Raw genomic sequence first — 24,759 nt, 5'->3', positions numbered from 1 at the left:
TCGGAAGAGTCGGAAGGGCCGGAAGAGGTCGCGGGCACACGTCGGGGGCACCCTCACGCCCCCGCGGCGAGGAAGCGGCCGTCCGGTGCGCCGTGGAGGTGTCCCGGCGGGAGCCGGCGTCCGAACGCGAGCAGGAGGAGGTCCTGCGCGGCGCCGGACACGGGCGTTCCCGCGCCGAAGGACCAGTCGAGGTCGGTGGCGCGGAGTTCGATGCCGCTCAGGTCGGCTCCGAAGAACCTGAGCGTCCTGGCGTCGACGCCCGCCAGGAGGATCCGCACGCGGTCCGCGGGCACCCTGCGCCCGAGGCCCAGCGCGACGGTGATGTCCAGGCCGTGGACCACGTCGTGCCCCAGGGCCGAGGCGAGTCCGCCGACCGGGGGCCGCCAGGGGTGGTCCGCGTTGTCCGCGAGCAGTGCGGCGAGTTCACGTGTCGAATGGGCGGCCGCGTCCGCGCGGGCGCACCGGTCGGTCATCCGGTGGAGGCTGCCCCGGGCCCGGACCAGTTCCCGTGCCGTCCTGGCGAGCGAGTACCGGAACCCCATCGTCATGTGCGCCGCGACCTCCCGGACCCGCCACCCCGCGCACAGGCTCGGGGCGTCCCACTGCTCGTCCCGCAAGGAGTCCAGTACGGCGGCGAGTTCGCGGCGCTCGGCTGCGATCGCGGCCTTGATGTCCGTGTTCGTGTCCGTGTTCCCCATGACTTCAAGGCTGTTGGCCGGCCCGCCGCAAGTCCAAGAGTTTGCGTGTCTCGCAACTAGCATGATCCGTTATGGACATCCGGCAGCTGCGGTACTTCGTCACGGTCGCCGAGGAAGCCAACTTCACGCGTGCCGCGGCCCGTTTGCATCTGGCGCAGCCCGGACTGAGCGCCCAGGTCCGGCAGCTCGAACGGGAGCTCGGGCACCCGCTGCTCGACCGCTCCGGTCGGTCGGTGACCCTGACGGAGGTGGGCGAGGCCGTACTGCCGTACGCACGGGCCGCGCTCGCGGCCGTCGAGGCGGCACGGCAGACCGCCGACGAGTTCACCGGACTGCTGCGCGGCCGCGTCGCCCTCGGCCTCGTCTCGGGTGCGGCCGGCGCGGGTCGGGGCTTCGACGTGGCGGCCGTCCTGGCCGGCTTCCACGAGGAGCACCCTCGGGTGGAGATCGCCCTGACCGAGGACACCTCGGAGCGGATGCTCGCCGCTCTGCGCCGGGGGGAACTCGACATCGCCGTGATCGGGCTCGCGGACGAGGAGCCCCCACCCGGGATCTCGCTCCAGGTCGTCGTCGACATCGCCGTCGTCGCGGCCGTCGCCCCGGCCGACCCCGCCCTCAGGCCCCCGGACCGTACGGTCCCGGACCGTCCGCCCCCGGACCGTACGGCCATCGCCCTGGCCGAGCTCCGCGACCGTCCGCTGATCAGCCTGCCGCGCGGCACGGGTGTGCGCGCGGTGGTCGACCGTGCGTGCGCGGGGGCGGGGTTCGACCCCCGTATCGCCTTCGAGGCGAGCGCTCCGCAGTTCCTCGCGCAGCTCGCGGCGCGCGGCCTCGGGGTGGCGGTGATCCCGGCGCTCCCCGCCGAGACGGCGGCGGCCCTGGGAGTGCGGACGCTGGAGATCACCGAGCCCCGGCTGCGCGCCCGGGCCGCCATCGCCTGGCGGACGGACGGCCCCTCCGGGCCCGCGGCCGGCGTCTTCCTGGAGCTGCTGCGCAGGCACTTCCCGCCGCCCGGCCGCTCCTGAGGGCGGCCGGGCCGCGGGCTACGCGGCCGCGGCGGCCGGGTCGAGGGAGTCGACGTCCTCCATGAACGACAGCATCCGGGCGTTGACCACGTCGGGGTGGTCGATCTGCGGGCCGTGACCGGTCGCGGAGATGATCTCGGCGCGGGCGCCCCGGATCAGCCGTGGCACGCGCTCCAACTGCCGCTTCGGGTGCACCAGCAGGCTGCGCTTGCCCATGATCAGGTAGAACGGCGTCCGGATGGAGCCCAGTTCGGCGTCGGACAGCGGCAGCGGGGCCGGCCGACGGATCCGGAAGGCCCGCACCCCGGCCTGGATCCACTTGCGCAGCTCCGGGACGATGAGCACCGGCTGCTCCAGCCACTTGGCGAGGGCCGGGCGCAGTGCCTTCGGGGCGAAGGTGGCGAAGAGGCTCGCGAAGATCCAGACGAAGAAGCGCAGGCCCACCTTCTCCAGGCCGCCCGGGTCGAGGGCGGTGACCGAGGCGAGGCGGCCGGGTCGCAGGTGCACCTGGTTGATGACCAGCCAGCCGCCGTAGGAGGAGCCGACGAGGTGGACCTTGTCGAGGCCGAGCGCGTCGAGGGCCTCGTCCATCCACTGAGCGGCCCGCTCGGGCTGCCACATGGGCTCGCGCTGGACGCTGCGCCCGGGGTCGCCGGGGGTGTCGAGGGCGTAGACGGGTCGATCGGCGCTGAGCGCACGGGTGTTGGGGTACCACTGCGCGGAGCAGCCGCCGGAACCGTGGATCAGGACGATCGGGGTCCGGGACTCGGCCGCAGGGTCCGTGGGTCCGTACCGGTAGACGTGCGTGGTGCCGAAGCTGGTCTCGACGTCCGTCTCGGAGCGTATGGGCGCCCCCATCGCGAAGAGCGCGTCGCAGGTGGCGAAGTAGCGGTCGCGCAGTTCGTCGCTGACGTAGCGGCCGATGTCGCGGCGCGGCTTACGGGTCGTGTTCTCGGGCATGGGGCACCTCCGGGAAGATCCGTTCTTCGTGATACGATCGTACCACGATGTTGATACGGCGGTACCATGAAAAAGGTCCGGGGGCCGGACCGCTGACGAACCCACCACCACCGACGGGCGGAGACACCGGCACATGCCTAAGCGCGTGGATCACGAGGAACGGCGTGCCCAGATCGCCGAGGCGCTCATCCGGGTCGCCGGACGGCAGGGCCTGCACGCCGTCGGCATGCGGGACGTCGCCGCGGAGGCGGGCGTGTCGCTGCGGCTCGTGCAGTACTACTTCGAGACCAAGGAGAAGCTGCTCTTCTACGGGCTCCAGCACCTGACGAACCGCTTCACCGCCCGGGTCGGCGCCCGCCTCGCCGCGATCGGCCCGGCTCCGGGTCCGCGCGCGACCATCGAGGCGCTGCTGCTGGCCTCCCTCCCGACCGACGAGGAGGGTCGCACCTTCCACCTCCTCTACAGCTCGTACTCGATCCTGTCGGTCACCGACGAGGCGCTGGCCGCCCAGCCGTTCATCGACAACCCCGACGCCGCCGAGGACGCCGTGGCCGGTCTGCTCGAAGGGGCCCGGGCGTCCGGCCTGGCCGATCCCGGCATCGACGCGCGCACGGAGGCGATCAGCCTGCTCGCGATGACGGCGACGATGGGCACCAGCATCCTCGTGGGCCAGCGGAGCCCGGAGTCCGCCATCGCCGTGCTCGACCACCACCTCGACCGGATCTTCCGGGCGGACGGGGAGCGTGTGGCGCCGGTCACCGGGTAGGGCGGCCCGGTCACGGGCTGTGGCCGGTTTCATGGTCTTGAGGGGTGGGCGCGCATTGACGACGGCGTCGCTTTAGGTAAGCCTTACCTAGCTTCCGCGTGTCGGAGGTCAGTCCGTCCGCCCTCACCGGAGTCAGCTCACATGTCGTCCACCGCAGCCAGACCCACCGCCCGCCCGATCCGCCTCTTCGACTCGTGGTGGACGGTGGCGGCGGGAGCGTTCTTCGCGCTGGTCGTGCTGACGGCCGGGGTGTGGTGTTCGCTGCACGTGCAGGCGGACGCGGCGATGCACACGGCCGCGCTCTTCGCGCACCTGGCCTCGCTCGTGCTCGGCTTCGGCGCCGTGCTGTCCGCCGACTACTACGGGCTGCTCTGGGCGACGGGGCGCTGCACGCTGGCCGAGGTGGTGGGCGCGACCGCCCGGCTCCACGTGCCGATCTGGGCCGGCCTCGGCGGGCTCGTCCTCAGCGGGCTGATGCTGAGCCCCGACATCGACTCCCCTCTGACCCTGACGAAGCTCGGCCTGGTGGCCGCACTCACCGTCAACGGCCTCCAGGCGGGCCTCCTCGCCCGCCGCCTCGAAGCCGCCGGCGAGACGGTCGAGCGCAAGCTGCTGGTCTGGGGAGGCGCCACCGCCCTCGTCTCGCAGGCGTGCTGGTGGGGCGCCGTGGTCATCGGCTTCCTCAACAGCAACACCTGACCCACGCCGCGGCAGCCCTGTGCCGGCGGCGGCGCGGCCGTGACGACCAGTCCTCCGCCGTCGCGGGGTTCCGAGCGCGCCGGCGGCAACAGCCCCTCGATCAACCGCTCGTGCCGCGCCGTCCGTCCCGGTCGCTCACGCCGCCTCGGCCCGGACCCGTCCGGCCTTGACGGCATCGAGGAGCGCCTGGTGGTCCTTCTCGTTCTGGTCCGCGTACAGCTCGGCGAAGTCCGCCATGGCCCGGTCGAAGACGTCGCCGCCGCCCAGGTACGCGGCGATGGCGATCCGGTCCCCGGACCTCGCGTGGGCGCGGGCCAGAGTGGCGCCGCACAGCCTGCCGAAGTTCGCCATCCGCTTCGGTGACATCTCCTCGGCGACCGCGATGCCCTTCCAGTCCCGCAGCTGGCGTACGTAGAAGTCCCGCCGTTTGCCGTCGATGCCCTGGATGCGCTCCCAGCCGAGGAAGATGTCGCTGGTGGCCTGCATGAGCCGCTGGCCCGCGACGACGCGCTCGCCCTGGGTGCGGAAGGCACTGGCGCCCGCGTAGGGCGCCAGGACGGACTGGTCCGCCTCCTTGGCCTGGAGCAGCAGCGGGTCCTCGTCGTCCTTGCCGAGCAGCAGGATGACCCAGCAGCGGGTTCCCACACTGCCCACGCCGACGACCTTGCGGGCGATGTCGCCGATCCGGTAGCCCTTCAGCAGGAACCTGCGGTCCGTCTGCAGGGTCTTGCCGTAGTGCTCGATCAACCGGCTGATCTCCTTCTCCGTCGGACCGCGTTCGGAGGGCTCCAGCAGATCGTCGAGCCGCGTGAGCAGCGGCGGGTCGGGAGTGATCAGCCGCCTTCCGTCGACCACCCGCGTGAGCTTGTCGAAGACCTGCAACGTGTCGTGCGCGTACGCCCGCTTCTGGACACGGCTCCAGCGTTCGAGCTGTCCCGCGCCCACGATCGGACCCCACCGCTCCGTGAGCGCTTCAGCGGAGTCGCTGGTGTACCAGACCTCCAGGTTGCCCATCCCGGCGAAGCTCCGCATGCGCTCGCGGTAGGACGCCACGGCCGCCCGGACCACCGTGGCCCGCTCCCCGGTGCTGAAGCCGTTCGCCCGGCCCGCGATGACGAAGCTGGCCGACAGCCGCTTGACGTCCCATTCCCACGGTCCGGGCAGCGTCTCGTCGAAGTCGTTGATGTCGAACATCAGGCGGCGTTCGGGCGAGGCCAGCAGCCGGAAGTTCAGCATGTGCGCGTCGCCGCAGCACTGGACCCTGAACCCGCTGCGCGGTGTGTCCGCGAGGTCCGCGGCCATGATCGCGGCGGCCCCGCGGTAGAAGCGGAACGGCGACTCGCTCATCCTGCCGTAGCGGATCGGCACCAGCTCCGGCACCCGCCTCGCGGACTGCTTCTCGATGATGTCCACCGGATCCGCGCGGTTCGGCGAGGGCTCGTACGCGGCATGGCCGGAACGGGGAGCGTCCGCGCGGGCGGCCTTGCCGCGGGCGGCCCGCTCCTGCGGGGTGAGGTTCCGCGTCTCGTCGCCGGAGAGATGGTTGTCGGTCATTGCGGACCCTCCCAGACGCTCCACGAAGCTCCACGAAGCTCCACGAACACGGTCGCCGACGCGCGGCGCGCGCCCGCCTGATGCCCTGGTACGGCTCCCTTCCCCGCGCATCCGCCGGCCCCTTCCCAACGTATCCGCGGGTGCCGCTCCCAGCGACCCGGGCGGCCGCCCGTCGCACCGACGTGACGCGGCACGCCGGAGCCCGGCCGGTGCGCGGTCGCCCCGGCCGGGCTCCGTCGTGCGGTGCGGACGGTCAGAACGACTCGCCGTGCAGGTCCTCTTCGCGCAGCAGGTCGTCCTCACGGCCGCGCGAGGGCTCCTTCTGCCCCTGTTCCTTCTGACCCTGCTCGCGGGACTGCCGGCCCGGCTGCGGGCGCGCGGGGTCCCCGGGGCGCTGATGCCCCTGCGCCTCGCGGCTCCTGCCCGGCTGCTGACGCTTGTCGTGCTTACCGCCCATGATGGCGACTCCTCGTGATGGGTGGGGTACGGATTTCCCCCCGCAACACGCTGACACGCGCCGTGACGCTCTGCACCACGTCGCCCGCGAACCGGAGCACCCGGGTGAAACCACCGGGCCCGGACTCCGCCGCCGAGAGCGGAGCGGAGCGTCATGGGTGCACCGTGCAGGCACCTCCGGCCGGCCGGCATACTGCACGGGCACAGCCCTTCGCGCATCCCCGTCACGAAGGGCCGACCGCTGGGCGGCCGACATCGCGGACGCGGTCGAGAAGCTGCGCCACCACGGGCCCGACAGCCTGCCGACCGCAGCCAAGGAGGCCGCCGCGGGCGAGGGCACCGACCTCGCGAAGACCGGCTCGCTCACCAACGCCCACTGGATCCAGGCGGCCGTGGTGGCCAAGGCCGAGGGCGCCCCCGCGGGGAAGGCCGCCGCCTTCGAGACCAAGCACGCCACCGACCAGGACGGCGAAATCGCCTGGCTGGTCCGGGTGGCCGCCGCCTACAAGTCCATCCCGGAGCAGCGGACCCGCGCCGTTCTGCGATCCTCCCTGGAGCACAGCGCGTGACCGCCCCGAACACCAACCCCGGCTCCACCACCACGACCACGGTGGCCCGCACCGTCACGGACGTGCTGCAACCCCGCAACGTCCTGCTCGCGGGCATGCTCGGGATCGGTCTGGCCGCGGCCGGCGACTGGACCGGCCTGCCCTGGGGCCTGCTCGGCGCCCTGTGCGCCGGACTGGTCCCGGCCGGCTACATCGAGTGGGAGCGCAAACGGGGCACCTGGGGCGACCGCCACGTGGTCGACCGCACCCAGCGCGCGCCCATCTTCTTCGTCATCCTCGGCTCCCTGGGCACCGGCTCCGTGGTCATGGTCCTCGGCGGGGCCCCCAAGCCCATCCTGGTCGCGATGCTCGGCCTGTGGGTGATGACCATCGGGCTGCTCCTCGTGAACACCGTCTGGAAGATCTCGGTGGACTCCGCCGTGGCCTCGGCGGTGGTGGCCCTGCTGGCCGTGGTGCACTCGCCGTGGTGGCTGCTCGCCTACTCGCTCGCGGCCGCCGTGTGCTGGTCCCGGGTCGCGCTGGCGTACCACACGGTGGCCCAGACGATCGTCGGCTCCGCCTTCGGCGCGGCCACCACGGCCGCGTTCCTCTTCGTCTGAGCCCGGCGCCGACCCGGTCCTCCGTACGAGAGCGGATGACGGGAATCGAACCCGCGCCACGGGCCCGGGCTTGGCGTCAGCGGAGGTTCTTCCAGAACGCGTAGTCGTGGTCCTTGGCGAACTCCGCGCGGCTCCAGGGCCCCGAGGCCAGCGACTGCACGTAGCCTCCGTCGCGGAAGCCCGGCCAGTTCGTCTTCCCGGACTCGGCGAAGTCCACCCAGGTGTCCGTCATCCGCTTCCCGAGGTGTCGCTGCTCCTCCGTCATCTTCTCGTACAGGGGCAGCTTCAAGTCGAAGAGGTAGGGCAGCTCCGACATGTGCGAGGCGCGGGGTTCGAAGCCGAGCTCCGGGTTGCCTGCCCAAGTGAACGTTTCGCGCTCGCTGAACTCGTACATCCGGGTCGGTGTCCACCGTGCCAGCAGCCGGGCGGTGTCCAGCGTCGGCACCGACCAGTCGCGGTCGGTCAGGGCCGCCGCCAGGGCCTCGCCGGCCGAACCGAAGCGATTCAGCGGGTAGCGTGCCAGCACGGCGTCGGCCTCGGTGGGGAACTTCTCTCGTACCTCGGCCTCGTATGCCTCGGGCCGTATGGGTCCGTCCCTCAGCTCCTCGCCGAGGATCCGGCCGCGCTCCTCGTCGTGGTTGACCCCGACGAGGACCGGGACCCGGTTGAACTTCCCGGTGCGCAGGGCTTCGGCGGGGGCCAGCGGCATCAGGTCCGTGCCGGCGATCGGGCGGGGCTCGTTCTCGGTCCCGTACGCCTTCAGGAGCGCGGCCGGGTCCGCGTGGCGCAGGCAGGACTCCGCGTCCTGGTGGCCGTCGCAAACCCCCAGCACCCCAAGGTTCTTGACGGTCGTCTCGGCCTCGACCTCGGCCTCCTGCCGGGTGCGGGAGCCGCCCGTGGCACAGGGCGCGCTCTGCACGATGGCGCGGTGGAACAGTCCGGCCGACTTCGGCGAGGCGAGGTGGCCGCAGACGCTGTAGCCGCCGCCCGACTGCCCCATGATCGTGACGTTGCCGGGATCGCCGCCGAAGGCACCGGCGTTGGCGCGGACCCAGCGCAGCGCGGCCTGCTGGTCCTCCAGGCCGAGGCCCCCGGAGGTCCCCAACGCCGGGTGGGACAGGAAACCCATGACGCCGAGCCGGTAGTTGACCGACACGACGACGGCGCCCTCGGCGGCAAGCCGCTCGGGGCCGTAGAGGTCGCCGCTGCCGAACATCAGGCTGCCGCCGTGGATCCACACGATCACCGGCCGCTTGCCGTTCTGCTTCGCGGGGGTGGTGACGTTCAGATAGAGGCAGTCCTCGGCCTCGCTCGGGACCCCGATGGGGAGCCCGGCCGGCTGTGCGCAGGCGGACCCCGGCGCGGTCGCCTCCCGCACCCCGGTCCAGGGCGCGGCGGGCCGCGGCGAGGCCCAGCGAAGGTCGCCCACCGGCGGGGCGGCGTACGGGATGCCCTGGAAGGCGCGCAGGCCGTTGCTGTCGGTGGTGCCGCGCACGGTGCCGCCGGTGGTGGCGACCACCGGCCTGCCCTCGGCTGCCGCTGCCGGGCCGGCCGGCCCGATGCCGAGGGCGACGCCCAACGTGGCCAGCGTCAGAGCGGTGGTGGTGAACCCCTTGGAAACGTTCTTGGTGCGTCTCATGCCCCGCACGCTACGGCGATTCAAACGATCGTGCAAGACAAATGTATAACTCGATCGTATGAGACGTTCGTGCCACACGGCCGTTAGGCTCCGGGTATGGGAAACCGCGAAGCCCTGCTCGTCGGCGCCAAGGCCTGCCTGCGGCAAAAGGGCTACGACCGAACGTCCGTGCGTGACATCGCCTCGGCCGCCGGAGTGAGCACGGCTGCCGTCGGCTACCACTACGGCTCACGGGAAGCGCTGCTCAACCAGGCCCTGTTCGAGATCCTCGACGAGTGGGGCGACGCGATGGGCCGGGCGCTGGTCCCCGACGCCGACGGCTCCGCCCGTGCGCATTTCGAGCGCGTCTGGGAGAGCCTGATCGAGGAATTCGGTGCGCACCCCGACCTGTGGCTCGCCTCGGTGGAGCTGTTCATGCAGGCCCAGCGTCAGCCGGAGCTGCGCCCCGCGCTGGCCGGAGGCATCTCCCAGGGGCGGCGCGGCATGGCGGCCATCCTGGACGGCGTCCCGGAAGACAAAGTGCCGGAGCCCTCTGTCCGCACCCTCGGCACCGTGCAACTCGCGCTCGTGTCGGGTGTGATGCTCCAGTGCCTCAGCGATCCCGGCAGTGCCCCCACGGCCGCCGAGGTACTCGAAGGCATCCGGGCCCTGGCGAAGATCGCGAGCTGATCCGGCGCGGGGAGCACGGAGGTCGTGGCACGGGGTGCGGGCGGCGCTCCGCGGCGCGATCAGTGATGGCCATGGCCGGCCACGGGCAGGCGGCGCGGGGTGGTGTCCTCGGAACCCGGGGGGACGATCACGAACTGGCCCATCATGCCTTTGTCCTCGTGCCTGAGGATGTGGCAGTGGTACATGTACGGGGTGCCCGGGTCGGTGTGGCGGCCGAACTCGACGGCCAGCCGGACCTTCGTCCTGCCGGGCACGTAGACCGTGTCCTTCGGGCCGCGCAGGTGCTCCGGCGGACGCTCGCCGTCGATGTCGAGGACGCGGAAGACGGCGTCGTGGATGTGGAAGTTGTGGGAGAAGGTGACGTTGTCCACCTCCCACGTCTCGCGGGCGCCCGCCGGTACGACCTCGTCTATGCGGGCCATGTCCATGTCCCGGCCGTTGATGTTCGAGCCGCCCAGCCTGAACGTACGAGTCCGTGTCCCCCGGTCCGGCGGGGCGAGCGGGGTGAGCCGCGCGGGCAGCGGGGCCGACGGCCGCAGCTGCGGGGCGGCGGCCAGCTTCAGCAGGTCGTAATCGCCCTCCTCGACGTCCGCGCCCGTGTCCCCGCCGTGGCTCTTCAGGAGGACCTCCTCGCCCGCCTCGAACGCGGCGACGATCTCGAACCGTTCACCGGGGCTGATCCGGAACCGGCGCACGGCCACCGGACGCTCCAGCAGCCCGGCGTCGTTCGCGACGACGTGGAACTCCCTCTCATCCGAGAACCCGATGGTGTAGACGCGCGCACTGGAGCCGTTGAGCACCCGGAAGCGCACTCGGGTCGTGGTCACCCGGAAGTGCGGGTCGTACGTTCCGTTGATCAGGATGTCGTCGCCGAGCGGGCCGAACGTGCCGCCGAAGCCCTCGTCCAGCTCGCCGTTCCGCTCGAACTTCCGGTCCTGGAGGATCAACGGGATGTCGTCCTCGCCGTACGCGCTCGGCAGCCCGGTGCCGTCCCCGCCCTTCTCGTCGTCCAGGATGAACATCCCTGCGAGGCCCCGGTAGACGTGGAGCCCGGTCCGGCCGTGCGGATGCGGGTGGTACCAGGTGGTCGCGGCGGGCTGGTCGACGGTCCATTCCGGGCTCCACACGGCGCCCGGCTCGATCATCTGGTGCGGGCCGCCGTCCATCACCGCGGGCAGCCGCATGCCGTGCCAGTGCAGCGTGCTCGCCTCGCCGAGCGTGTTCGTCACCGTCATCGCGAGGCGGTCGCCGCGCCGGGCGCGCAGAGTCGGGCCGAGGTGGCCGCCGTTGATGCCCCAGGTCCTGGCGGGCTTGCCGGGCCGCAGTTCGGTGCGGCCCTCGACCAGCCGCAGCGGGTACCGCTTCACCCCGTCCGGGCCGGGCTCCGGGTCCAGCAGGGGCGGTATGCGCAACGGGTTGCGAAAGGCCAGGGTGTTCGCGTTGCCCTGCGAGCCGGCGCACCCGGCCAGGGCGAGTCCCACCAGTCCGGTCAGTGCGAGGAAGCCGCGTCGTCTCATGGCCCCGAGCGTGCCGCCGGGTGCCGCCGCGTCGCGTCGGCTCTGGGCGGCAACATCCGCTTACGACCGGGGCGGTAGCGTCATACTCCGGCGGTACGCCGCGGCTGTCGCCGCCCGGCCGACGCGATGACGGGAGCCCGGACGGCAGGGTTGCCGACATGAAGCGAACCCTGGTTTCCACCGTCCTCGCCGGCTCGCTCGCCGGCTCCCTGATGCTGTCGTTCGCCCCCGGGGCGCAGGCGTCCGCGACCTCGCAGGTGCCGGCCGCGGCTGCTTCCTCCGCCGCCCCGCAGGAGGTGGACATCCCCGTCACGCCCGACGGATTCACCGCCCCGTCCGTCCTGCGGGCCGGTCCGGTCACCCTCCGGGTCCGGTCCACCGATCCACGGGGTGCGTGGATCGGGCTCGTACGGCTCCGCCCGGGCGTGCCGTTGGAGCGGTACCTCGAAGATCTGGAACGCGCCATGGGCGACGACCCCGTCGAGGGCGGCAAAGCGGTGGCAAGGGACGCGGAGATGCTCGGCGGCGCGGCCGTCGCCCACGCCCCGGCCGCGGTCACCATGAAGCTCACCCCCGGCGAGTACCACCTCATCGACTTCCGGGACGTGGGCCTGCCGGACCTCGCGGACCGGGTGCGGCCGGTACGGGCCCTGGCCGGGCACCCGCGGACGGACACGGCCGACATCCGCCCCGCCGCGCGCATCACCCTGCGGGACGGGGCCTTCGAGGCTCCCGACGTGCTGAGCGGGCCCGTCCAGGTGGTCAACCGGTCGCGGCAGCACAACGAGGCCATGCTGATGCCCGTACGCCCCGGAACCACCCTCGCGGACCTCGACGCCTTCTTCGCCGACGTCGACGCGGGGCGCCGGCCTTCCGGATCGCCGTTCACCGGCGGGCCGACGGGTGTGGTGCCGCTGTCGCCGGGCCGGTCGGCGGTGCTCACGACCGACCTTCCGCCCGGTGAGTACGCACTCGTCACCTGGGTCCGCGACCTGCGCACTGGCAGTATGTTCGCGGCGCGGGGGATGCGCATGCTGATCACGGTCCAGGGCTAGGGGAGGGCGGCGTGCCGCGAACGGCCGACGTGACACTGGGCGCCGGACTGCTGCTCCTGGTCCTCGGGGGCGGTCTGCTGCGAGTGGGACCGCCAGGGCCGACCGGCCCGGTGGACTGGGGCGCGTTCGCCCTCGCGGTGACTGCGGGCACGGCCGTCGCGTACCGGCTCCGCTTCCCCGTCGCGGCCCTGGCCGTGGTCAACGCGGTGACGGCCGCCTGGTTCCACCTCGACTACCACGGCCGTCTGATCACCATCGCCCCCCTGATCGGCTGCTACACGCTGGCCGCGCGCCGGGGCTGGCAGGCAGGGGCGGTCGGCGGTCTGCTGACCGCCGCCTGCACCGTCGTCACCGTACGGTTCACGATGAGCGGAGAGTGGCTCGGCGACCAGGTGTTCAACGCCCTGCCCCTGGTGGCCGTCGCCACCGCCCTCGGCGCGGCCGTGCACTCGCACAGGGCGTTCGCGGCGGGGGCGCGTGACTGGGCCGAGCGGCTCGCGGAGGCGCGCACCGACCAGGTCCGCCGCCAGGCCGCCGAGGAACGGCTGGAGATCGCCCGCGAACTGCACGACGTGTTCGGTCACACCATGGCCGCGATCAGCGTGCAGGCCGGCGTCGCCGTGCACGTGATGCAGCGCAGGCCCGAGCAGGCCGCCGACGCGCTGAGCACCATCAAGCGGATCAGCGACGAGGGCCTGGCCGAGGTGCAGGTGCTGCTCGGCGCGATGCGGGCGCAGGACCTGCGCACGGCCACGGGCGGACTGGCCAAGCTCGACAAGCTGCTCGCCACGGCCGGCGTGAAGGCCGAGGTGTCGGTGCGCGGCGAGAACCGGACCGTGCCGGTCGCAGCCGACCTCGCCGCGTACCGGATCATCCAGGAGTCCCTGACCAACGTACGACGCCACGCGCGCGGAGCCACGACCGTGCGCCTGGAACTGTCCTACGGGGACGAGCTGCACATCGCCGTACGCGACGACGGGCGCCCCGGCGAGGAGCCCACGACGGTCGGCGGGCACGGCATCGAAGGCATGCGCGCCCGGGCCGAGAAGCTGGGCGGCACCCTGACGGCGGGCCGGGTGGAAGACGGATTCGGATTCGAAGTGCGGTGCGCGTTGCCGCTCGGAAGGGACATCCCGTGATCAAGGTGCTCATCGCCGACGACCAGGCGCTCGTCCGGGGCGGCTTCCGCGTCCTGATCGACAGCGAGCCCGACATGACGGTGGTCGGCGAGGCGGGCGACGGAGCCGCGGCGGCCGAACTCGCCCGGACCGAGCGCCCGGACGTGATCCTCATGGACGTCCAGATGCCGGGCGTGGACGGCATCGAGGGCATCCGCAGGATCACGGCCGACCCGGCCCTCTCAGAGGTGCGGATCCTCGTCCTGACCACCTTCGACGAGGACGAGTACGCCATCGAGGGCCTGAACGCGGGCGCGAGCGGGTTCCTGCTCAAGAACACCGACCCGGCGCAACTCCTCCACGGCATCCGGGTCGTGGCGGGCGGGGAGGAACTGCTCGCCCCGGGCCTGACCCGACGGCTGATCGCCCGTATGACCAGACCCGCCCGCACCCCGAACCACGACGTGTTCGCCCAACTCACCACCCGTGAACGCGAGGTCGTGGCGCTCGTGGCCCAGGGCCTGAGCAACGAGGAGATCACCCGCGACCTGGTGATCAGTCCGGCCACGACGAAGACCCACGTCAGCCGGGCCCTGGCCAAACTGGGCGCCCGCGACCGAGCCCACCTGGTCGCCCTCGCCTACCAGCACGGGTTGCTCGGAGCGCCCTGACCTTCCGGCACCCCGGCCGAAAAGTGTCGGGCAGTCGATCAGTTCGTCCGCACCGAGCTCACGCACGAAGTCGTGCTTGGCCGTCCGGGCCGTGCCGATCACGTGGGCCCCGCGCGCCTTGGCGATCTGGACGGCGAGATGCCCCACACCGCCTGCCGCCGCGTGCACGAAAGCCCGTCCTGCCGGGGCGTGCGGCACTGAGTCGCACGCCCCGGCGAGGAGGGCTACGTCGAGGCCGAAGCCTTGTCGGGGTACTGGTCGTACCGGACACTGCTCTTGCCCCTGAACTGAAGGGGCTTGCCGACGAGTGTGTGGTCTGCGCGGACGACTTGGAGGCTGTTGGAGCCGACCCAGGCCGCCAGGGACGTGTTGGGCAGCACGTCCTTCTCCACGGTGACGGACTTGGACTCCAGCTCCTTGACGGATGTCGAATGGGAGAAGCCGAGCTCCAGGCTGTACGTGGTGCTGACCGACGCGCTGGCGATACCGCTGCTGACTCCCGCGGTCGTGTTGACCTGGACGCCCGTGGTGATCTGGAAGCTGTTCGCGCTCTCCGTCTCCACACCCGTCGTGATGCTCCTGGAGAGCTTGGCGGGTGATTCGGTGTTGTTGTCGACGTGGTCGACCAGCTCCCAGCTCACCTTCCGCTCGATCTTGTAGAACGGCGAGTGCTCAAGCTTCCAGGGAACCGACCGCTCGGCGTCGGTGATGGCGGTGAACGGAATCCACAGGGCGTTGGCGGTGACCGGAGCCGTCCTTTCGGCCGGCCGCGACCTGTCGGACAGTTCGGGTGCGGGCGGCCAGGGTGCCTTCACCACGGGCATGGGCAGGCAGAGGACCCGCATGTCCGGCAGTGACTTGGGCTCGCCGTAGGCGGCGTGGGCGGTGAACGTGTTGGCGCTCATCAACGCACGGGTGTCGCCGCTCGTGTTGTCGACGTAGGCCGGCGGGACGTTGTTGTGCCAGACGCTCACGTCCTGCTTCCCGCCGGTGCCCTTGTCGTTGTAGATCAGGGTCCCCGTGGAGTGGTCGGTCAGGTCGGCGCGCACGCACATGACGGCGTCCAACGGCGGTTCTTCGTAGGTGTCCTTGGGCACGACGCACCCCATGGCCACGTAGCCCTCGGGCGGGATGGGCCTCCACAGGGAGCCCTTGTACTTGCCTCCTGTGCCGACGTCCGTCCAGATCTTCTCGTAGGCGACCGGGGCGGCGAGCGCCGGCGCCTTGTCCTTCGGAGTCGTGCCGCTCTCCTTCACGCAGAGGGCGACCACGTGGTCCTTGACCTTCTTGGCCCCGGTCGTGGGGTTCAGATTCGCCGATCCCCAGGCCGGGATGGCCGTCGTTCCCAGGGGCAGGAAGCCCTTGGGGGCTTCGGGGTGCCAGAAGCTGACCCAGTGCTTCCCGCCGGTGTCCTCGTCGTCCCAGCACCACACGAACTTGTCCGTGAAGGCGAGTTCGAGTTCGCCGAACGCCATCGTCTTCGTAGCCATGTCCACCTCTCTTGCCGCACTCCGACGCGCGGCGCGCCACGGAGCCCCTGCGGGCTGCGGACACTTGTGCCTCGATCGCGAATGCGTACGTAACGTAGTGACATGACTACGATTAGCAATGTCTCCGTTGTCCTGCATAGGGCCGATCGGGTTGGTGGCGTGAGCGCGGATGCCGTTGGGCAAGGCGGCATCGACTGGGCCGGTTCGCCGTCTCGGGAGACCCGCAAGGGGCCACTTCTTCGTGATCCGGCCTGCCGATTCCTGCCGAACACGGCACTCCTTCGGGAGGGCTCCTGCCGTGAGTGGGGAATGCGATGACCGTTTCACGGCCTGCGCGCCCCGGTCGCGCCGCCCGGGTGGGACGCGCCCGGAATTGGAACGCTGTCTGACTCGCATGCCAACCGCCGCGTACCGGGAGACTCCGTTCCGGCCGGATCAGTGGCGGGCCCGGCCCGCGCCCGGTGCTGCCGGCAGCGTCGATCTGTCACTCGAACGCGGAGCGCGGGCCACCCCATCCAGCCTGAATCGGCATATACGGTCCATAGCGGATCAATCGGGGCCAGGTCCGGGCTTCCCGGAGGGAGGGGCGGGCTCTGATCCACCAGCGCCGCAGCGCCTTGGCGCCGCAGTGCCCGTACGACGTTCCAGTCGACACTCGGAGGTCTCCCATGCCCTTGCCGCCCGTTACCCCGCAGCCTTCGAGGAAGAGGCCCCACCACCCGGCATCCTGGGGGACGCTCACCGTCGGCTTCGTCACCACGGCCCTGTTCGTGCTGAGCGTCCCCCTGGCCGCAGCGGGACCCGGCCAGCCGACGTGCTTCGGCCGACCGGCGACGATCACGGGTTCCGGTGTCATCGACGGGACCCCGGGCGACGACGTCATCATCGGCTCTTCCGGCGCTGACACCATCGACGGCAAGGGCGGCAATGACCGGATCTGCGGACTCGCCGGGATGGACGTGCTCAGCGGGGGACTCGGGAACGACCGGATCGACGGCGGCGACGACCGCGACATCGTGGCGGGCGACGTACGCACCGATACCGGCGACGCCATCGGCGGCGGGGACGACCTGCTGCTTCTCGGGCCGGGTGACGACGCGGCCACCGGCGACAGCCTCGCCCTCGACGGCAACGCCTCGGGGGGCGGCCGTGACCGCATCGAGGGCGGCCCCGGCGACGACGCCATCGCGGGAGACAGTACCTCTTTCACCGGCTACGCGACGGGCGCGGGCAACGACGTCCTCCTCGGCGGCCCGGGCCTCATGGACAACCTGCGGGGCGACGGCAATGCTGCGCTCGGCGCGAGCGGGAGCGGAGACGACCTCCTGGACCTCGGTGCGGACGGCGGATACTTCGCCATCGGTGACCACAACACGTTCACGCCGGGCGCCGCGGCAAGCGGTTCGGGCGACGACCGGATCATCGGTGGAGCGGGAGCCGAACTCCTCATCGGCGACAGTGCCGCCGACAATGCCACCGACGCCGGCAATGACCGCATCGAAGGCCGTGGCGGGAACGACACGCTCTTCGGAGACAACACCGACGTCGACGGTGGCAGGACCGTCGGCACGGCGGGCGGCCGGGACCGTCTCGCCGGCGGCGCGGGGGACGACGCGCTGCGAGCGGGCCCGGGCAACGACTGGCTCGACGGCGGACGCCAGATCGACCACTGTGACGGCGAAGCCGGCACCGGCGACACCGCCGTGCGCTGCGAGACGGTCGTCGGCATCCCGTAGCGGCCGGCGGAGAACGGGCGCACTCAACCGGACGCGCCGGCTGGGCACTTATGGCACGCGAACGGCATGCGGGCCCTGAGAAGTCCAGACAAAGAAGAAGGCCCAGGTCGCCGACCTGGGCCTTCACATCTGAGCGGATGACGGGAATCGAACCCGCGCTATAAGCTTGGGAAGCTCATGTTCTACCATTAAACTACATCCGCAAGGCGGACCAGTTGCCCGGATCCTTACCGTTGCACACTCTACCCCATGATCGACCCCCGGTGTGTTCGCCGCGGGGTCGTTGTCGTGTGTGGCGTGCACCGAGGCGTGTGCGTGCGGGAGTTGGGGCGTACCGTATGGGTTCGGAGCGGCGGCTGGAGCTGGGTCCCGATCATCCCCTAATGTGGCGATTCGTCGCAGTACAGCTCGTTGGGGAAAGGGACTCGATGGAGCACACCGTCGTCCGTTGTGCCGAAGGGCACGTTTTCAGTACCGCCTCCTTCCCGCTGCAGCACCTCGGTGCCGGCCGGATCGGGCCCGGACGGCTGCTGCGGTGTCCGCGGTGCGCGCGGTTGCGGCAGGCCGTGCCCGTGGGTGGCGTGAAGCGGTAGCAGGAGGCAGGCCGAGGCGGGAGGCGCGCGGGGTGCCGCTCTCGATTGGGGGTGGCCCGCGCGCCTGCGTATCCTCGGGACGTGCTTCTCTCTGACAAAGACATCCGGGCCGAGATCGACAGCGGACGGGTTCGCATCGACCCGTTCGAGGAGTCGATGATCCAACCCTCCAGCATCGACGTGCGCCTCGACCGGTTCTTCCGGGTGTTCGAGAACCACCGCTACGCCCACATCGACCCCGCCATCGAGCAGGCCGACCTGACCCGCATGGTCGAGCCGGAGGGGGACGAGGCCTTCATCCTGCACCCGGGCGAGTTCGTCCTCGCCTCGACGTACGAGGTCATCTCGCTCCCCGACGACATCGCCTCCAGACTGGAGGGGAAGTCCAGCCTCGGCCGCCTCGGCCTGGTGACGCATTCGACCGCCGGGTTCATCGACCCCGGGTTCTCGGGTCACGTGACCCTGGAGCTGTCGAACCTCGCCACGCTGCCGATCAAGCTCTGGCCGGGCATGAAGATCGGGCAGCTGTGCATGTTCCGCCTCAGCTCGCCCGCGGAGTTCCCGTACGGCAGCGACCGCTACGGGTCCCGGTACCAGGGGCAGCGCGGGCCGACCGCCTCGCGCTCCTTCCAGAACTTCCACCGCACCCAGGTGAGGCACGAGGCATGAGTGACGTCGAACGCGAGAACCTCTCCTACGAGGGCTTCGGGAACGCCATTCGCGAGCTGGCGCAGACCATCGCCGCGGACGGCTACGAGCCCGACATCATCCTGAGCATCGCCCGGGGCGGGGTGTTCGTCGCGGGCGGGCTGGCGTACGCGCTCGACTGCAAGAACATCCACCTGGTGAACGTCGAGTTCTACACGGGCGTCGGGACCACGCTGGAGATGCCGGTCATGCTGGCCCCCGTGCCCGAGGCGATCGACTTCACGAACAAGAAGGTGCTGATCGCCGACGACGTCGCCGACACCGGCAAGACGCTGAAGCTGGTCCACGACTTCTGCCTCGGCCACGTCGCCGAGGTGCGCTCCGCCGTCATCTACGAGAAGTCGCACTCCCTGGTGAAGTGCGAGTACGCCTGGAAGCGCACGGACGCCTGGATCGAGTTCCCGTGGTCGGTCCTGCCGCCCGTCGTGAAGCGCGAGGGACAGGTGCTCGACGCCTAGTCCCGGTCCACGGGCCGACAGGAGGGCCCGCCGTGCGGAGGATCGCGCGGCGGGCCCTTTTCGTGTCGGGAGGGATGCGGCCGCTACGTGCCCAGGCCCAGCTTGATGATCGACAGCAGGGCGATCAGCTGGATCGCGGACGCGCCCAGTGCCTTGGGCCACGGCAGGTCGTGCGACTTGCTGATCAGCGACGTGAAGAGCGCGCCGGCCGCCACCCAGGTGGCCCAGCCCAGGACCTGGACCAGGCCGTTGTCCCCGCCCAGGAACACCGCGAAGAGCAGGCGCGGGGCGTCGGTCAGCGACATGACCAGCATCGACAGGCCCACGGTCGGCTGCCAGGACCCGTCGCCGCCCATCTGGCGGGCCAGCGTGTGCGTGACCGCTCCCAGGAGCAGGCCGCAGATGACGAAGGCGACGCCGGCGAAGAGGACGATCGGGACGGCCTGCGACAGCGTCGACTTGATCACGTCCTTGCGGGCGTCGTCGAAGCCGAAGACCGCGAGGAGCCCGTAGAGGAAGGTCACGGTCAGCGCCGGGCCCCAGACGGCGTGGTCGCGCATCTGGAGGAAGGTCTGCCCGGGCCGGGTCACGATGCCGCGGAGCAGTTCCTTCCAGGGCAGCCTCGGCCCGGCCGGAGCCGCCGCCGCACCGGCCTGGTAGGTCGCGCCCTGGCTGTACGGGTCCTCGCCGAAGGCGAAGACCTGGGTGTGCCCCGGGTTGTCGTTCGTGTATCCCGGTCCGGGCGCTCCGTGGCCGTACGGCTGCTGCTGTTGCTGCTGACCGTACGGGTCGAAGTACTCGGGCTCGCCGTGCCCGCCGCCACCGCCCGGCTGCGGCCACTGCTGCTGCGGGGGCGCGGAGCCGGCGGGAGGGTAGGGCTGCTGGCCGTACGGCGGCTGCGGTTGCTGCTGACCGTACGGCTGCTGCTGCGGGGGTTGTTGGGGCGGGCGGTTGTTGTCCCGGCCGCGTCCGATCCTGAATCCAGCCACGTGATCGAACGTACCTGGTCCTGCGGGGCCCGGTGACCGGGCGGCGGAAAGACGCACCCATTGCGGCTGAGCTGTGACATCCCTTAGGGGAACCCCTAGCTGTCCGGTTTACGTGTTTGCGTCGCGTTCTGGGGCCCTTCGTTACATTCCCGATGGAATACGCACATATCGGGTCCGTAGCTTCGTGAGTGTCGCTGAACGAACGCACGAACCAACGAGAAGAGCCGCCCGCCATGCGCAGCACCCGACGTACCGCCCTCCGTACCGCCGCCGTCGTCACCGGCGCGGCCGCCGTCATGGCCCTCCCGGTGGGATCCGCCTTCGCGGACTCCCCGGCGGTCCCGGAGCCGCAGGTCCTGCCGGGGATCGAGCAGCCGTCGGTGGAACCGCCGGTCGAGCCGCCGGTGGACCCGTCCGTGAAGCCGTCCGTGCAGCCGCCGGTGAAGCCTTCCGAGAAGCCTTCCGAGAAGCCGCGGCCGAGCGTGCGGGCCTACGTCACCACCGTGAAGTTGGCGGACGGCTCGATCGCCAAGATCTACAAGATCTCCGACAGCCACTTCGAGGCGGACATCTTCTCCGGCGGCACGAAGCTGGACACGCTGGTCGGCAAGGACGGGGCCGCGACGTACGGCCAGAGCAACGGCCTGCACGTGGTGCTCCACCCGAACGGCACCGTGACCTCGTGGGTGGAGGGAGCCGAGAAGCCGAAGCCGGGGAAGAAGCCGGAGGTCAGGAAGGAGAGCTCGGTCCGGCTGACCATGCCCGACGGGCGGATCGCGAAGCTCGTCGACGGCTCGAACGGCAAGCGCGTCGACATCTCCATGCCGAACGGGAACGCCCTCGGCACGATCGACCTGAAGCACCCGAGCGCGCAGAACGACGGCTGGACGTACAAGCTCGTCCAGGACGGCAAGCGCGTGAAGTTCGTCGTCATCGACGGCAGGGGCGGCGGGAACAGCTGGGTGTACGACTTCAACGGCAAGCTGATCGAGAAGTACACGGTGGACACGAAGCGTGACGCGAAGCGGGACACGAAGAAGTACGCCACGAAGGACGTAGCCAAGCCGGACGTCGCCAAGCCGGCCGTCGAGAGGATCGTCCCGAAGGGCGGAGTGAAGGCCGGTGCGGAAGGGGTCGCCACGGCGGAATCCGACACCCCGCTGCTGGTTGCCGCGGGCGGCGGCATGGCCGCTGTCGGCGCGGCGGGCCTGGGCTTCGCGATGCTCCGCCGCAACCGCACCTGACCCCCGGCCCCGCGCGCCAGGCCGAGCCGGACCCCGGACCCCTCGCGGGGAGCTCCATTGCGGGGCTGGGCCGCCCCCCGCCGGACCGAGCCGGGCCGTTTTGCGGGGGGCCGGACACACCGGAACGGCCGGTCCCCCGGGTGGGGGACCGGCCGTTCCGGTGTTGTGCGGTTGAGCCCAGGGCCTACTTGGTGTCCTCGGCCTGGACCGCCTCGGGCTTCGCTTCGGTCGCGGCGTCCGCCGCTGCCGGCTCGGTCTCGGCCTTGGCCTTCGCCTCCGGCTCGGCTTCGCCCTCGGGCTTTGCCTCCGGCTCGGCTTCAGCCTCGGGGGCCTCGGCGGCGGCTTCCGCCTCGGCTGCGGGGGCCTCGGCCTCGGCCTCGGCGGGAGCCGCAGCCGCGGCATCCGCCTCGGCCTTGGCCTCGGATTCCGGCTCCGCGTCCGCCTTGGTCTCGGCTTCGGCCTTGGCTTCCGCTTCGGCCTTCGCCTTCGCTTCGGCCTCCACCTTGGCCTTTGCCTCCGCCTCGGCCTTGGCCTGGGCAGCCGCCTCCGCGGCAGCGGCCTCGGCCGCAGCGATCTCCGCCGCCTCCGCGGCAGCGGCCTCGGCGGCGGCTTCGGCCAGTTCGGCCTCCGTCGGGCCCGGGGTCTTCACCGACTCCAGGAGGAGCTGGGCCACGTCCACCACCTGGACGGACTCCTTGGCCTGGCCCTCGTTCTTCTTGCCGTTCACCGAGTCGGTCAGCATGACGAGGCAGAACGGGCAGGCGGTCGAGACGATGTCCGGGTTCAGGGACAGGGCCTCGTCCACGCGCTCGTTGTTGATGCGCTTGCCGATCCGCTCCTCCATCCACATCCGCGCACCACCGGCGCCACAGCAGAAGCCCCGCTCCTTGTGGCGGTGCATCTCCTGCTGCCGCAGGCCCGGTACGGCCGACATGATCTCGCGCGGCGGCGTGTAGACCTTGTTGTGGCGGCCCAGGTAGCACGGGTCGTGGTACGTGATCAACCCGTCGACCGGCGTCACCGGCGTGAGGCGGCCCTCGTCGATCAGGTGCTGGAGCAGCTGCGTGTGGTGGATGACCTCGTACTCGCCGCCCAGCTGCGGGTACTCGTTCGCGATGGTGTTGAAGCAGTGCGGGCAGGTCGAGACGATCCGCTTCGCCGACTTCGGCTTCTTCGTGGCCGGGTCGTCGTCGTCCTCGCCGAACGCCATGTTCAGCATGGCCACGTTCTCCTGGCCCAGCTGCTGGAACAGCGGCTCGTTGCCCAGGCGGCGCGGCGAGTCACCGGTGCACTTCTCGTCGCCGCCCATGATCGCGAACTTGACGCCCGCGATGTTCAGGAGCTCCGCGAAGGCCTTCGTGGTCTTCTTGGCCCGGTCCTCCAGCGCGCCCGCGCAGCCGACCCAGTACAGGTAGTCGAACTCGGAGAGGTCCTCCGCGTCCTTGCCGATGATCGGGACCTCGAAGTCCACCTCCTTGGTCCACTCGACGCGCTGCTTCTTGGCCAGGCCCCAGGGGTTGCCCTTCTTCTCCAGGTTCTTGAGCATCGTGCCCGCCTCCGACGGGAACGCGCTCTCGATCATCACCTGGTAGCGGCGCATGTCGACGATGTGGTCGATGTGCTCGATGTCGACCGGGCACTGCTCCACGCACGCACCGCAGGTGGTGCAGGACCACAGCACGTCCGGGTCGATGACGCCGTTCTCCTCGGCGGTGCCGATCAGCGGGCGCTCGGCCTCGGCCAGCGCCGCCGCCGGGACGTCCTTCAGCTGCTCCGCCGTCGCCTTCTCGTCGCCCTCCATCGTCTTGCCGCCGCCGGCCAGCAGGTACGGGGCCTTGGCGTGCGCGTGGTCGCGCAGCGACATGATCAGGAGCTTGGGGGAGAGGGGCTTGCCGGTGTTCCAGGCGGGGCACTGCGACTGGCAGCGGCCGCACTCGGTGCACGTGGAGAAGTCGAGGATGCCCTTCCAGGAGAACTGCTCGACCTGGGAGACGCCGAAGACGTCGTCCTCGCCCGGCTCCTCGAAGTCGATCTCCTTGCCGCCGCTGGTCATCGGCTGGAGCGCGCCGAGCGCGCTCGCACCGTCCGCGTTGCGCTTGAACCAGATGTTCGGGAAGCCGAGGAAGCGGTGCCAGGCGACACCCATGTTGGTGTTCAGCGAGACCGTGATCATCCAGGTGAAGGACGTGACGATCTTGAGGGCGGCGAAGAAGTAGGTGAGGTGCTGGATCGTGCTCAGGCTCAGCCCGTCGAAGGCGGCGATCAGCGGGTACGAGGCGAAGAAGCCCGGCTCCCAGCCGTCGACGTGGTGCTGGACGCCTTCCAGCGCGCGCAGCGTCATGATGCAGACGCCGACGATCAGGATGACGGCCTCGACGAAGTACGCCTGGCCGGTCTTGGACCCGGCGAAGCGGGACTTGCGGCCCGCCTTGCTCGGTCGGCTCAGCTGCCGGATCACGATCAGGGTGACGATGCCGAGCACGGTCATCAGGCCGAGGAACTCGGTGAAGATCTCGTACGGCAGCCAGTCGCCGATGATCGGGATCAGCCAGTCGGCCTGGAAGAGCTGGCCGAAGGCGTTGACGATCGTCAGCAGCAGGGAGAAGAAGCCCACCGCCACGAACCAGTGGGCGAAGCCGACGATGCCCCAGCGGTTCATGCGGGTGTGGCCGAGGAATTCCTTGGCCAGGGTGATGGTGCGCTGCGTGGGGTCGCCGGTGCGCGTGCCCGCGGGCACTGGCTGGCCGAGGCGCACGAAGCGGTAGATCTGCGCGATGGCACGGCCGAACAGCGCGACGGCTACCACCGTGATGACCAGCGACACGATGATCGCGGCGAGTTGCATGGGCGGGCTCCTCGGGCAGCACTTACTAAGCGGTAACTTATGAAGTCAAGGCTTGAGGTTACCCATTCCCGACGCCGCAATGTAGCCGAGCGTGCGGTGATCTGTGTCGCTCAGGCGAGCCTTTGCCGCAAGGCCGCCCGCGGGGTCTGCGCGAGGATCGCCAGGTCCATCCCGAGCCAGTGGTTCTCCACATAATGCCGGTCGAGCAGGGCCATCTCCTCCCAGGGCAGGTCGGAGCGCGCGCTGACCTGCCACAACCCGGTCATTCCGGGGCGTACGAGCAGTCTGTCGGCCCGGTCGGTACGGGATTCCGGGCGCGGGCCGACGAGGGACATCTCCCCGCGGAGCACGTTGAGCAGCTGGGGCAGCGCGTCGAGCGCGCAGCGTTCCACGGCGGCCCCGGCGCGGCCCGCCGGGGCGGTACGGAACCTCCAGGTCCGGAACGGCCGCCCGGACAGGCCCGCCACCGGCTCCCGTACGAAGACCCGCCCGCCCTGGGTCAGGCAGAGCAGCCCGGCGGCCAGTGCGAGCGGTACGGCGCACAGCGCCAGCAGGGCGGCCGCCCCGAGCAGGTCGAACACCCGCTTCGCCGAGGGCCTGGCCGGCCGTGATTCCGACCGGGCGATGAGGGACGTTGCCATGCCAGCACCGTGCCGTACGCCTCCGGCGGTGCGGGGGTGCCGCGCGGCCGGGTGACCCGT

At 71.0% G+C, this 24,759-nt stretch carries 23 protein-coding genes, 1 tRNA gene and 1 pseudogene; 13 read left to right on the top strand and 12 right to left on the bottom strand.

Annotation, left to right across the window (positions count from 1 at the left end; all coding sequences use genetic code 11):
• Nucleotides 1-53 precede the first annotated feature (53 nt).
• Nucleotides 54-698, bottom strand: coding sequence for a maleylpyruvate isomerase family mycothiol-dependent enzyme (locus ACIQ5Y_RS04495; protein WP_403874881.1), 645 nt, complete (start codon nucleotides 696-698; stop codon nucleotides 54-56).
• A gap of 71 nt (nucleotides 699-769) precedes the next feature.
• On the opposite strand from ACIQ5Y_RS04495, the gene ACIQ5Y_RS04490 reads away from it, so the two are divergent.
• Nucleotides 770-1,723 carry a LysR family transcriptional regulator gene (locus ACIQ5Y_RS04490; protein ID WP_403874879.1) on the top strand — a complete coding sequence of 318 codons (954 nt, stop codon included), beginning with the start codon at nucleotides 770-772 and terminating at the stop codon, nucleotides 1,721-1,723.
• An 18-nt stretch (nucleotides 1,724-1,741) separates the two neighbouring features.
• Here ACIQ5Y_RS04490 and ACIQ5Y_RS04485 read toward each other — a convergent pair whose 3' ends face one another.
• Nucleotides 1,742-2,683 (bottom strand): alpha/beta fold hydrolase, encoded by a 942-nt coding sequence (locus ACIQ5Y_RS04485; RefSeq protein WP_403874877.1) that lies wholly within the window; start codon nucleotides 2,681-2,683, stop codon nucleotides 1,742-1,744.
• Between the two features lie 133 nt (nucleotides 2,684-2,816).
• On the opposite strand from ACIQ5Y_RS04485, the gene ACIQ5Y_RS04480 reads away from it, so the two are divergent.
• The gene (locus tag ACIQ5Y_RS04480; protein ID WP_403874876.1) at nucleotides 2,817-3,449 is read left to right on the top strand and encodes a TetR/AcrR family transcriptional regulator; all 633 of its coding nucleotides are present in this window, start codon (nucleotides 2,817-2,819) and stop codon (nucleotides 3,447-3,449) included.
• A gap of 141 nt (nucleotides 3,450-3,590) precedes the next feature.
• The gene (locus ACIQ5Y_RS04475; RefSeq protein WP_403874874.1) at nucleotides 3,591-4,148 is read left to right on the top strand and encodes a hypothetical protein; all 558 of its coding nucleotides are present in this window, start codon (nucleotides 3,591-3,593) and stop codon (nucleotides 4,146-4,148) included.
• A gap of 135 nt (nucleotides 4,149-4,283) precedes the next feature.
• Here the strand turns inward: ACIQ5Y_RS04475 and ACIQ5Y_RS04470 are convergent, their stop codons facing one another.
• Nucleotides 4,284-5,702: a DUF2252 domain-containing protein gene (locus ACIQ5Y_RS04470; RefSeq protein WP_403874872.1), complete on the bottom strand. Its 1,419-nt coding sequence runs from the start codon at nucleotides 5,700-5,702 to the stop codon at nucleotides 4,284-4,286.
• 253 nt (nucleotides 5,703-5,955) lie between these two features.
• Nucleotides 5,956-6,159: a hypothetical protein gene (locus ACIQ5Y_RS04465; protein ID WP_403874870.1), complete on the bottom strand. Its 204-nt coding sequence runs from the start codon at nucleotides 6,157-6,159 to the stop codon at nucleotides 5,956-5,958.
• A 157-nt stretch (nucleotides 6,160-6,316) separates the two neighbouring features.
• Here ACIQ5Y_RS04465 and ACIQ5Y_RS04460 point away from each other — a divergent pair, with 157 nt between their 5' ends.
• Complete coding sequence (locus ACIQ5Y_RS04460) at nucleotides 6,317-6,727, top strand: DUF6545 domain-containing protein (protein ID WP_403874868.1); 411 nt, start codon at nucleotides 6,317-6,319, stop codon at nucleotides 6,725-6,727.
• Nucleotides 6,724-7,326, top strand: coding sequence for a hypothetical protein (locus ACIQ5Y_RS04455; RefSeq protein ID WP_403874866.1), 603 nt, complete (start codon nucleotides 6,724-6,726; stop codon nucleotides 7,324-7,326). The genes ACIQ5Y_RS04460 and ACIQ5Y_RS04455 overlap by 4 nt, the downstream gene beginning before the upstream one ends.
• 76 nt (nucleotides 7,327-7,402) lie before the next feature.
• On the opposite strand, the gene ACIQ5Y_RS04450 is transcribed toward ACIQ5Y_RS04455, so the two are convergent.
• Nucleotides 7,403-8,965 (bottom strand): carboxylesterase/lipase family protein, encoded by a 1,563-nt coding sequence (locus ACIQ5Y_RS04450; RefSeq protein ID WP_403874864.1) that lies wholly within the window; start codon nucleotides 8,963-8,965, stop codon nucleotides 7,403-7,405.
• 96 nt (nucleotides 8,966-9,061) lie between these two features.
• Between ACIQ5Y_RS04450 and ACIQ5Y_RS04445 the strand changes: the two genes are divergently transcribed.
• Entirely contained in the window at nucleotides 9,062-9,634 is a 573-nt protein-coding gene (locus ACIQ5Y_RS04445) for a TetR/AcrR family transcriptional regulator (protein WP_403874863.1), read from the top strand.
• Nucleotides 9,635-9,693: 59 nt separating this feature from the next.
• On the opposite strand, the gene ACIQ5Y_RS04440 is transcribed toward ACIQ5Y_RS04445, so the two are convergent.
• A complete protein-coding gene (locus tag ACIQ5Y_RS04440) occupies nucleotides 9,694-11,151 on the bottom strand; it encodes a multicopper oxidase family protein (RefSeq protein ID WP_403874861.1) in 1,458 nt (485 codons plus the stop codon).
• Between the two features lie 158 nt (nucleotides 11,152-11,309).
• Here ACIQ5Y_RS04440 and ACIQ5Y_RS04435 point away from each other — a divergent pair, with 158 nt between their 5' ends.
• Genes ACIQ5Y_RS04435 through ACIQ5Y_RS04425 form a run of 3 tightly spaced genes read left to right on the top strand, consistent with a single transcriptional unit; the run spans nucleotide 11,310 to nucleotide 13,995 of the window.
• Nucleotides 11,310-12,206, top strand: coding sequence for a hypothetical protein (locus tag ACIQ5Y_RS04435; RefSeq protein WP_403874859.1), 897 nt, complete (start codon nucleotides 11,310-11,312; stop codon nucleotides 12,204-12,206).
• A gap of 11 nt (nucleotides 12,207-12,217) precedes the next feature.
• Complete coding sequence (locus ACIQ5Y_RS04430; protein ID WP_403874857.1) at nucleotides 12,218-13,345, top strand: sensor histidine kinase; 1,128 nt, start codon at nucleotides 12,218-12,220, stop codon at nucleotides 13,343-13,345.
• Nucleotides 13,342-13,995: a response regulator gene (locus ACIQ5Y_RS04425; RefSeq protein WP_403874855.1), complete on the top strand. Its 654-nt coding sequence runs from the start codon at nucleotides 13,342-13,344 to the stop codon at nucleotides 13,993-13,995. The genes ACIQ5Y_RS04430 and ACIQ5Y_RS04425 overlap by 4 nt, the downstream gene beginning before the upstream one ends.
• Nucleotides 13,996-14,027: 32 nt before the next feature.
• On the opposite strand, the pseudogene ACIQ5Y_RS04420 reads toward ACIQ5Y_RS04425, so the two are convergent.
• Both ACIQ5Y_RS04420 and ACIQ5Y_RS04415 read right to left on the bottom strand, forming a co-directional pair.
• A pseudogene (locus ACIQ5Y_RS04420) lies at nucleotides 14,028-14,166 on the bottom strand (zinc-binding dehydrogenase); the annotation flags it as partial.
• Between the two features lie 53 nt (nucleotides 14,167-14,219).
• Nucleotides 14,220-15,485 carry a Vps62-related protein gene (locus ACIQ5Y_RS04415; protein WP_403874853.1) on the bottom strand — a complete coding sequence of 422 codons (1,266 nt, stop codon included), beginning with the start codon at nucleotides 15,483-15,485 and terminating at the stop codon, nucleotides 14,220-14,222.
• Nucleotides 15,486-16,153: 668 nt separating this feature from the next.
• Between ACIQ5Y_RS04415 and ACIQ5Y_RS04410 the strand changes: the two genes are divergently transcribed.
• Nucleotides 16,154-17,221, top strand: a complete 1,068-nt coding sequence (locus ACIQ5Y_RS04410) for a calcium-binding protein (protein WP_403874851.1) — start codon at nucleotides 16,154-16,156, stop codon at nucleotides 17,219-17,221.
• Nucleotides 17,222-17,353: 132 nt separating this feature from the next.
• Here the strand turns inward: ACIQ5Y_RS04410 and ACIQ5Y_RS04405 are convergent.
• Nucleotides 17,354-17,424: transfer RNA gene (locus tag ACIQ5Y_RS04405), tRNA-Gly, on the bottom strand.
• Nucleotides 17,425-17,895: 471 nt separating this feature from the next.
• Here ACIQ5Y_RS04405 and dcd point away from each other — a divergent pair.
• Both dcd and ACIQ5Y_RS04395 read left to right on the top strand, forming a co-directional pair.
• Entirely contained in the window at nucleotides 17,896-18,483 is a 588-nt protein-coding gene (gene dcd, locus ACIQ5Y_RS04400) for a dCTP deaminase (RefSeq protein WP_376660035.1), read from the top strand.
• Nucleotides 18,480-18,980: a phosphoribosyltransferase gene (locus ACIQ5Y_RS04395; RefSeq protein WP_403874849.1), complete on the top strand. Its 501-nt coding sequence runs from the start codon at nucleotides 18,480-18,482 to the stop codon at nucleotides 18,978-18,980. The genes dcd and ACIQ5Y_RS04395 overlap by 4 nt, the downstream gene beginning before the upstream one ends.
• Nucleotides 18,981-19,063: 83 nt before the next feature.
• Here the strand turns inward: ACIQ5Y_RS04395 and ACIQ5Y_RS04390 are convergent, their stop codons facing one another.
• The gene (locus ACIQ5Y_RS04390; RefSeq protein ID WP_403874847.1) at nucleotides 19,064-19,969 is read right to left on the bottom strand and encodes a Yip1 family protein; all 906 of its coding nucleotides are present in this window, start codon (nucleotides 19,967-19,969) and stop codon (nucleotides 19,064-19,066) included.
• A 233-nt stretch (nucleotides 19,970-20,202) separates the two neighbouring features.
• Here ACIQ5Y_RS04390 and ACIQ5Y_RS04385 point away from each other — a divergent pair, with 233 nt between their 5' ends.
• On the top strand, nucleotides 20,203-21,213 hold the full coding sequence (locus tag ACIQ5Y_RS04385) for a hypothetical protein (RefSeq protein ID WP_403874845.1): 1,011 nt from the start codon (nucleotides 20,203-20,205) through the stop codon (nucleotides 21,211-21,213).
• A 184-nt stretch (nucleotides 21,214-21,397) separates the two neighbouring features.
• Here ACIQ5Y_RS04385 and ACIQ5Y_RS04380 read toward each other — a convergent pair whose 3' ends face one another.
• Together ACIQ5Y_RS04380 and ACIQ5Y_RS04375 are read right to left on the bottom strand one after the other, a co-directional pair.
• Nucleotides 21,398-24,058, bottom strand: coding sequence for a (Fe-S)-binding protein (locus ACIQ5Y_RS04380; RefSeq protein WP_403874843.1), 2,661 nt, complete (start codon nucleotides 24,056-24,058; stop codon nucleotides 21,398-21,400).
• 110 nt (nucleotides 24,059-24,168) lie between these two features.
• On the bottom strand, nucleotides 24,169-24,699 hold the full coding sequence (locus ACIQ5Y_RS04375; protein WP_403874842.1) for a sugar transferase: 531 nt from the start codon (nucleotides 24,697-24,699) through the stop codon (nucleotides 24,169-24,171).
• Nucleotides 24,700-24,759: the final 60 nt, after the last annotated feature.

Source organism: Streptomyces sp. NPDC096339 (assembly GCF_044762985.1).
Classification (GTDB): Bacteria; Actinomycetota; Actinomycetes; order Streptomycetales; family Streptomycetaceae; genus Streptomyces.
Note: the sequence above shows the minus strand (reverse complement) of the source record. Positions and strands in the feature narration are given on the sequence as shown.